Below are 7,575 nucleotides of genomic sequence, written 5' to 3' on the forward strand. Positions count from 1 at the left end.
GGACCCGCGCCTGGGCACGCTCGACGACTTCGACGCGATGGTCGCCGAGGCCCACCGGCTGGGCCTGAAGGTCATGGTCGACATCGTGCCCAACCACACCTCGCGGCTGCATAGTTGGTTCCAGGAGCTCGTCGCGGTGATCTCTCGGCCACTCCGCCCGGCGGAAAAGGGGCATGATGAGACACTCCTGGCATGCTCAGGTCAATCCGACCGCGGAATGCGGCGAACGCGACTCAGTGCAGTGGAGTGCGGATTCCCCGTGACTACGGGCCAGTTAACCGCTTGTTGCCTAGCTCTCTTTCGGGTGTGGCCCGACTGTGAGACCGGGTGACACCGACGCTATTCCGCGCAATGCGACTGTGAAGAAAGCGCGCAGAGGGCAGAGCGATTCCCACACATTACTCGAATTGAATTCGAACCCGGTCGAGGGATTGCCGGAGTTGGCATATGCCATTCCGAAGAGGTGGCCGCACAGGCCCCAGGACCCAAGCCTGGCCCGGCCTGTACGGCCTCCACGCATTCCGGCGAGCCGCGCCGGACCAGGGGCACGGGAATTTCGACGCCCCGCCTCTGCCTCCGCCGGGGCTTGTTATGCGGTAGGCCGACCCATCGCCCGGTAAGTCCACCCGGCCTGCCGCCAAAGCTCCGGATCGAGCGCATTCCGCCCGTCCAGAATGAGCCGGGCCCGCGTGCCTTCACCGAGCTCGGCCGGGTCCAGCTCGCGGAACTCCCGCCACTCCGTCAGATGCAGGACGACATCGGCGCCGCGCACGGCCTCCACGGCGGTGTCGGCGTACCCGAGCGTCGGGAACAGCCGTAGCGCGTTGGGCATGCCCTTCGGGTCGTACACGGTGACCTGGCCGCCCTGGAGGTGGATCTGGCCGGCGACGTTCAGCGCGGGGGAGTCGCGGACGTCGTCGGAGTCCGGCTTGAAGGTCGCGCCGAGCACGGCGACCCGCTTGCCCAGGAAGGACCCGCCGCCGAGCGCCTCGCGGGTCATCTCCACCATCGCCCCGCGGCGCCGCATGTTGATGGAGTCGATCTCGCGCAGGAAGGTCAGCGCCTGGTCGGCGCCCAGCTCACCGGCGCGCGCCATGAACGCCCGGATGTCCTTGGGCAGACACCCGCCACCGAAGCCGATCCCGGCCCGCAGGAACTTCTTGCCGATCCGCTCGTCGTGCCCGATCGCCTCGGCCAGCTTCACGACATCGCCGTTCCCGGCCTCGCAGACCTCGGCCATCGCGTTGATGAAGGAGATCTTCGTGGCGAGGAAGGAGTTCGCGGCCGTCTTCACCAGCTCGGCGGTCGGGAAGTCGGTCACGACGAACGGCGACCCGGCGGCGATCGGCGTCGCGTACACCTCGCGCAGCAGCTTCTCGGCCCGCTCGCTCCGTACGCCGACCACGATCCGGTCCGGGTGCAGCGTGTCCTGGACGGCGAGGCCCTCGCGCAGGAACTCCGGGTTCCAGGCCAGCTCGGCGTCCTCGCCGGCGGGCGCGTGCTCGGCCAGATACGCGGCCAGCCGGTCCGCGGAGCCCACCGGCACGGTGGACTTGCCGACGACGAGCGCGGGCCGGGTCAGGTGCGGGGCGAGCAGCTCGAAGGCCCGGTCGACGTACGACATGTCGCAGGCGTACTCGCCGTGCTTCTGCGGGGTGTTCGTGCACATGAAGTGGACGTCGCCGAACTCCGCGACCTCGGCCCAGTCCATGGTGAAGCGCAGCCGCCCGGTGGAGCCCTCGATCCCGGCGACGTGCTTGCGCAACAGCTCCTCGAGCCCCGGTTCGTACATCGGGACCTCACCCCGCTGGAGCATCTCGATCTTCTCGGGGACGACGTCCAGACCGAGCACCTCGTAGCCCAGCTCGGCCATGGCCGCGGCGTGCGTGGCGCCGAGATAGCCGGTGCCGATCACGGTGATCTTGAGGGCCATGAGTGCTCCAGAAGGGGTACGGGGGCGATGCGCGCCCGAGCATAACCGGCGCTCTCACCGGGCACCTTTCCCCCTGTCGCCAAGCTCACGTATCACTCCGGTGGGCGGGCCCCTAAAATTTGGGTTACTTAACAGTAATTAGCACCGTCATCACAGCGTCCTTGGAGCGTGAGAGACCTTGGCCGGATCGGCTGACTTCGACCTGTACCGCCCGTCAGAGGAGCACGACATGCTCCGCGACGCGATCCGCTCCCTGGCCGAGGCGAAGATCGCGCCGTACGCCGCAGCGGTGGACGAGGAGTCCCGCTTCCCGCAGGAGGCCCTCGACGCCCTGGTGGCGAACGACCTGCACGCCGTCCACGTACCCGAGGAGTACGGCGGCACCGGCGCGGACGCGCTGGCCACGGTGATCGTGATCGAGGAGGTGGCCCGCGTCTGCGCCTCCTCCTCCCTCATCCCCGCGGTGAACAAGCTGGGCTCGCTCCCGGTGATCCTCTCGGGCTCCGAGGACCTGAAGAAGAAGTACATGACCCCGCTCGCCAAGGGCGACGCGATGTTCTCGTACGCCCTCTCCGAGCCGGACGCGGGCTCCGACGCGGCCGGCATGAAGACGAAGGCGGTCCGCGACGGCGACCACTACGTCCTCAACGGCGTGAAGCGCTGGATCACCAACGCGGGCGTCTCCGAGTACTACACGGTGATGGCGGTGACGGACCCCGAGAAGCGCTCCAAGGGCATCAGCGCGTTCGTCGTCGAGAAGTCCGACGAGGGCGTCTCCTTCGGCGCCCCGGAGAAGAAGCTCGGCATCAAGGGCTCCCCGACCCGCGAGGTCTACCTCGACAACGTCCGCATCCCGGCCGACCGCATGATCGGCGCCGAGGGCACCGGCTTCGCCACCGCGATGAAGACCCTGGACCACACCCGCATCACCATCGCGGCCCAGGCCCTCGGCATCGCGCAGGGCGCCCTCGACTACGCCAAGGGCTATGTCAAGGAGCGCAAGCAGTTCGGCAAGCCGATCGCCGACTTCCAGGGCATCCAGTTCATGCTCGCCGACATGGCCATGAAGATCGAGGCCGCCCGCGCCCTGACCTACCAGGCCGCGGCCGCGTCGGAGCGCGGCGACAAGAACCTCACCTTCCAGGGCGCGGCGGCCAAGTGCTTCGCCTCGGATGTGGCGATGGAGGTGACGGTCGACGCCGTCCAGCTCCTCGGCGGCTACGGCTACACCCGCGACTACCCGGTCGAGCGCATGATGCGCGACGCGAAGATCACCCAGATCTACGAGGGCACGAACCAGGTCCAGCGCATCGTCATGGCGCGCAACCTGCCGTAAGGAACGACGAACAGTGGCGAGGGCACCCCTGGTGGGTGCCCTCGCCGTTTCGTCAGGCATGCTGCGGCCCATGACCGACCCGAGCCAGGCCTTCGACACCGCCGAACGCACCATGTGGGCCGGCCGAGCCCGCGCCTACGCGGTGAGCTTCGCGCGGCTCTGCGCACACCCGGTGGAGCGGCTGCTGGACGCGGCCGAGGTCGAGGCCGGGACGTATGTCCTCGACGTCGGCACAGGGACCGGTACGGCGGCCCTGGCCGCGTCGGCGCGGGGCGCGCGGGTGTCTGCCGTGGACGCCGACGCCGGGATGGTGGCGGTCGCGCGGGCCGCGGGCGTCGAGGCGGAGGTCGCCCTCCTGCCCGAACTGCCCTACCCCGACGGCGAGTTCGAGGCGGTCGTAGCCAACTTCGTCGTCAACCACGTCGGCCGCCCCCGCGCCGCCCTCGCCGAGTTGCGGCGCGTGCTGAAGCCGGGCGGGCGGGTCGCGCTGACCCTCTGGGGTGCGCGGAGGGGCGCCGGGCAGGAACTGTTCGGGCGGGCCTTCGCGGCGGCGGAGGCCGTCATCCCCGTGGATCTGCCGCGACTCGATCCCGCCGAGGACTTCGCGCGTACGGCGGACGGGTTCGCGGAGCTGCTCCGTGAGGCGGGCTTCACGGACGCCGGGGCCGCCGAGCTGGAGTGGGACCACCGCACCACCGTCGACGAGTGGTGGGGCGGAGCCGCCGCCGGGATCGCCACGGCGGGGCTCGTCGTCACCGCGCAGGAGCAGGACACCGTCGTACGGATCAGGGAGCACTTCGCCCGACTGGCCGGTGAATTCACCACCGGGGGAAAGGAGTTGGCCCTGCCGCACGTCGCCTTGGTGGCGTGCGGCAGGGCCAACTGACAGCTCCTCAGTTACCGGAGACCGTGACCTTCTGGTCGTTGTTCAGCTCGTTCACCAGCGTCTTGACCTTCGCCTTGTCCCAGACGAGGTTGCCGCCGGTGGAGCCGGAGATCGGCATGTTCATGGACGTGCCGTCGCCGCCGCTGACGCCCTTCATCGCCCAGAACATGGACGCCAGGTCCCAGAGCGACATGTCCTTGTCGACGCTCAGCGAGTCCAGGCCCGCGCCCAGCGTGGGGTAGAGCTTGAAGGGGTTCATGAGGGTGCCCGGCGTCGCCACCTGGTGGGCCAGGGCCGACAGGAACTTCTGCTGGTTCTTCGTGCGCTGGAGGTCCGAGGCGGCGAACGCGTGCCGGGTACGGACGAAGGCCAGCGCCTCCTCGCCGTTCAGCGTCTGCTTGCCCGCCTTGAAGTCGGCGCCCGAGTACGAGTCCTTGAAGCCCTTGTCGATGTCGATCGTGACCCCGCCGACCGCGTCCACGATGTCCGCGAAGCCGTTGAAGCCGATCTCGACGTAGTGGTCGATGTGCAGGCCCATGTTGTACTCGACGGTCCGGACGAGGAGCGTCGGGCCGTCCTCCGCGTACGCCGCGTTGAGCTTCGTCTGCCGGCCCGTGTTCTGGTACGTCTTGCCCGAGGTGGAGCCCACGTACGACGGGATCGTGACGTTCGAGTCACGCGGCAGCGAGATCAGGGTGTCGCCGCTGTCGCCCACGTGCAGGATCATCATCGAGTCCGTGCGCTTGCCCGCTGCGGAACCGGTGTGCAGCTTCTTCTTCTCGGCCGCGGTCAGCCCCTCGCGGCTGTCGGACCCGACGATCAGGTAGTTCGTGCCGTCGCCCGCCTCCGGCCGGTCGATCACCTTCGACAGGTCGACGTCGCGGTTCAGCTTGGAGTCGGCCCAGAAGTAGGTCGCCACGGAGGTCACGACCAGCAAGGTGACCAGGGTGATCGCGGTCCACTTGATACGACGGCGCCAGTTCGGCGCGCGGCGCGGACCACGCCCGCCGTCCGGCCCCTGCGGTCCGCCCGGCCCGCCACCGCCGTAGACCTGGCCGGTGTTGTAGCCGTCGTACCCGTTGTTGTCGTAGCCGCCCTGGCCGTAGCCGTTCTGGCCCTCGTCATAGCCCTGGCCGCCCGTGTACGACGGCTGCGGCGGGACTCCGGCGCCGTACGGCGGGGCCTGCGGGCCGCGTCGTACCTGGCGCATCACACGTGCGCTCTCCGGCTGTGCGTTCGCGCTACCGCGTCCGTACTCGTCGCCGCGGTTGCCGCCGGACCATCCCTCGGGCCAATCGTTCATGGGGCCCAGTGTGCAGGTAGCTGCCATGTCGTTTACAAGGGTCGTAGGAAAATCAGGGCACTGCTGTTGCGAAGCCAACACAAAGTCCGCAGATGTCCACCCCGGCATAGGGTGGCGTCCATGACAGACCTGCCGGGCAAGCCGACGTCCGCCTCCCGGACCACCCTCAGCCACATCATGACAAACGCCGACACGAACCTTCTCGGTACGGTGCACGGCGGTGTGATCATGAAGCTGGTCGACGACGCGGCGGGCGCCGTCGCCGGGCGGCACAGCGGCGGCCCGGCCGTCACCGCGTCGATGGACGAGATGGCGTTCCTGGAACCGGTCCGCGTCGGTGACCTCGTCCATGTGAAGGCGCAGGTCAACTGGACCGGGCGGAGCTCCATGGAGGTCGGCGTACGGGTCCTGGCCGAGCGGTGGAACGAGTCGACCCCGGCCACCCAGGTCGGCTCCGCCTACCTCGTCTTCGCCGCCGTCGACGCCGACGGCAAGCCCCGCGCGGTCCCGCCGGTCCTCCCGGAGTCGGAGCGCGACGAGCGCCGCTACCAGGAGGCCCAGATCCGCCGCACCCACCGCCTGGCCCGCCGCCGCGCCATCATGGAGCTGCGCGAGAAGCGGGCGGCGGAGGGGCTCGACGACTGAGGCACCGGCGTCCGGTCTGTTACGAACGCCTCACTTAGTCCCCGATACCTGCTCTGTTACGAACACCCCACCTCGTCCCCGGTCACCACCCCGAACTCGCCCTGCTGCACATCCGTCGCCCGCACCCGAGTGACCTGCTTGAAGTCGCTCCCGGCGATCACCTTCAGCACCGGCCCCTGCCCCTTCACCGCGCGCAGCTCGCTCCCGGGCAGCGCCGCCGCGAGGGACTTCGCGGAACGGTCCCAGCGGGGGTCGTAGGCGACGACCGTCCGGCGTACGGCGTGGTCGGCCGCGCTCGTCGGCTGGTGCGTCGTACGGAAGCCGGTCGCCGCCAGCGCCGCGTCCACGCGCTTGCCGAGACCGCCCGTCGCCGTCCCGTTCTCCACCTGGACCTGGATCTGCTGCGGGGCCACGTCCACCTTCACGGCATTGGCGTGCGGCGCCTTGTGCACGGCCAGGGGCTTGTCGTCGCGCAGGGCCTGGAAGAGCTTGGCCGCCTTCGCTTGGTCCCATTTCAGGGTGGAACCGATGCCCTTCACGACGTATCCCATCTGCCCGATCGGGACCGTGGTGAACTCGGAGGAGGACGGGGAGAAAGTGCGCATCGCCCGCCCCAGGTCGAGGAGTTCGCCGGTGCCGAAGCCCTTGTCCGCGCGGACCGAGCCGAGGACCGCGCGGGTCACGTCACGGAACTTCAGCGGGTTCAGCAGCACCCCGGAGGAGGTGGCCTGGTCGATCAGCGCCGCGAGGAAACGCTGCTGGCGCTTCATCCGGCCGAGGTCGGAGGCGCCGTCGACGTGCCGCGAGCGGACGTACTGGAGGGCCTGCCCGCCCATCAGCGTGTGTGTGCCCGCGGGGAGATCGAGACCCGTGTACGTGTCCTTCAGGGGTTCGGCGGTGCAGATCCTCACCCCGCCCAGGACGTCGACCGTCTTCATGAAGCTGGTGAAGTCGACCTCCAGGTAGTGGTCGATCTTCACGTGGGTCATGGACTCGACGGTCTGGACGGTGAGGTTGGGTCCGCCCTCCGCGTACGCCGCGTTGATCTTGATGGGGTGCGGGCCGTGGTGCTCGCCGGTGGTCTGGTCGGTGTGCGGGGGCGTCTCGGCGTAGGAATCGCGGGGGAGGCTGACGACGCTGGCGCGCTCCCGGTCCTCCGAGATGTGCACGATCATGATCGTGTCGGTGCAGTGGCAGGGCGCGCCGCCGAGGTGGTACTCGCGCCGCTCCGCCTCGGTGATCTTGTCGCGGCCGTCGGTGCCGACGAGGAGGACGTTCATGCCGTGGCCCGCGCGCGGGCGGTTCTTCATGTCCTTGAAGGGGTCGACGCGGGAGATGTCGGCGTCGAGGCTGGTGACCACCGCGTGCCCGATCCCGGCGGACGCGAGCACCACCACGGACAGCGTCGTCGCCGCCCGCATGGCCCAGCGCGGCTTCTTCGGCCGTACGGGGGGCCGTGGGCGGCGCTGGGG

General features: G+C 69.4%; 6 protein-coding genes and 1 pseudogene. 4 read left to right on the forward strand and 3 right to left on the reverse strand.

The annotated features are described in order from the left end of the window. A pseudogene (locus ACNFOC_RS47245) lies at positions 1-136 on the forward strand (alpha-amylase family glycosyl hydrolase); the annotation flags it as partial. A gap of 453 nt (positions 137-589) precedes the next feature. On the opposite strand, the gene ACNFOC_RS47250 reads toward ACNFOC_RS47245, so the two are convergent. Continuing rightward, positions 590-1,933, reverse strand: a complete 1,344-nt coding sequence (locus ACNFOC_RS47250; protein WP_416965173.1) for a UDP-glucose dehydrogenase family protein — start codon at positions 1,931-1,933, stop codon at positions 590-592. Positions 1,934-2,111: 178 nt separating this feature from the next. Here ACNFOC_RS47250 and ACNFOC_RS47255 point away from each other — a divergent pair, with 178 nt between their 5' ends. Both ACNFOC_RS47255 and ACNFOC_RS47260 read left to right on the forward strand, forming a co-directional pair. Further along, positions 2,112-3,269: an acyl-CoA dehydrogenase gene (locus ACNFOC_RS47255; protein ID WP_043686057.1), complete on the forward strand. Its 1,158-nt coding sequence runs from the start codon at positions 2,112-2,114 to the stop codon at positions 3,267-3,269. 70 nt (positions 3,270-3,339) lie between these two features. Further along, positions 3,340-4,155: a class I SAM-dependent methyltransferase gene (locus ACNFOC_RS47260; protein WP_416965174.1), complete on the forward strand. Its 816-nt coding sequence runs from the start codon at positions 3,340-3,342 to the stop codon at positions 4,153-4,155. A gap of 7 nt (positions 4,156-4,162) precedes the next feature. Here the strand turns inward: ACNFOC_RS47260 and ACNFOC_RS47265 are convergent, their stop codons facing one another. Continuing rightward, positions 4,163-5,458: an LCP family protein gene (locus tag ACNFOC_RS47265; RefSeq protein WP_416965175.1), complete on the reverse strand. Its 1,296-nt coding sequence runs from the start codon at positions 5,456-5,458 to the stop codon at positions 4,163-4,165. 120 nt (positions 5,459-5,578) lie between these two features. Here ACNFOC_RS47265 and ACNFOC_RS47270 point away from each other — a divergent pair, with 120 nt between their 5' ends. Further along, the gene (locus ACNFOC_RS47270; RefSeq protein ID WP_416965176.1) at positions 5,579-6,103 is read left to right on the forward strand and encodes an acyl-CoA thioesterase; all 525 of its coding nucleotides are present in this window, start codon (positions 5,579-5,581) and stop codon (positions 6,101-6,103) included. 56 nt (positions 6,104-6,159) lie between these two features. On the opposite strand, the gene ACNFOC_RS47275 is transcribed toward ACNFOC_RS47270, so the two are convergent. Then, a partial coding sequence (locus ACNFOC_RS47275; protein ID WP_416965177.1) for an LCP family protein occupies positions 6,160-7,575 on the reverse strand: 1,416 nt, incomplete at its 5' end.

Source organism: Streptomyces colwelliae (assembly GCF_048158785.1).
In the GTDB taxonomy this organism is placed as follows: Bacteria; Actinomycetota; Actinomycetes; order Streptomycetales; family Streptomycetaceae; genus Streptomyces.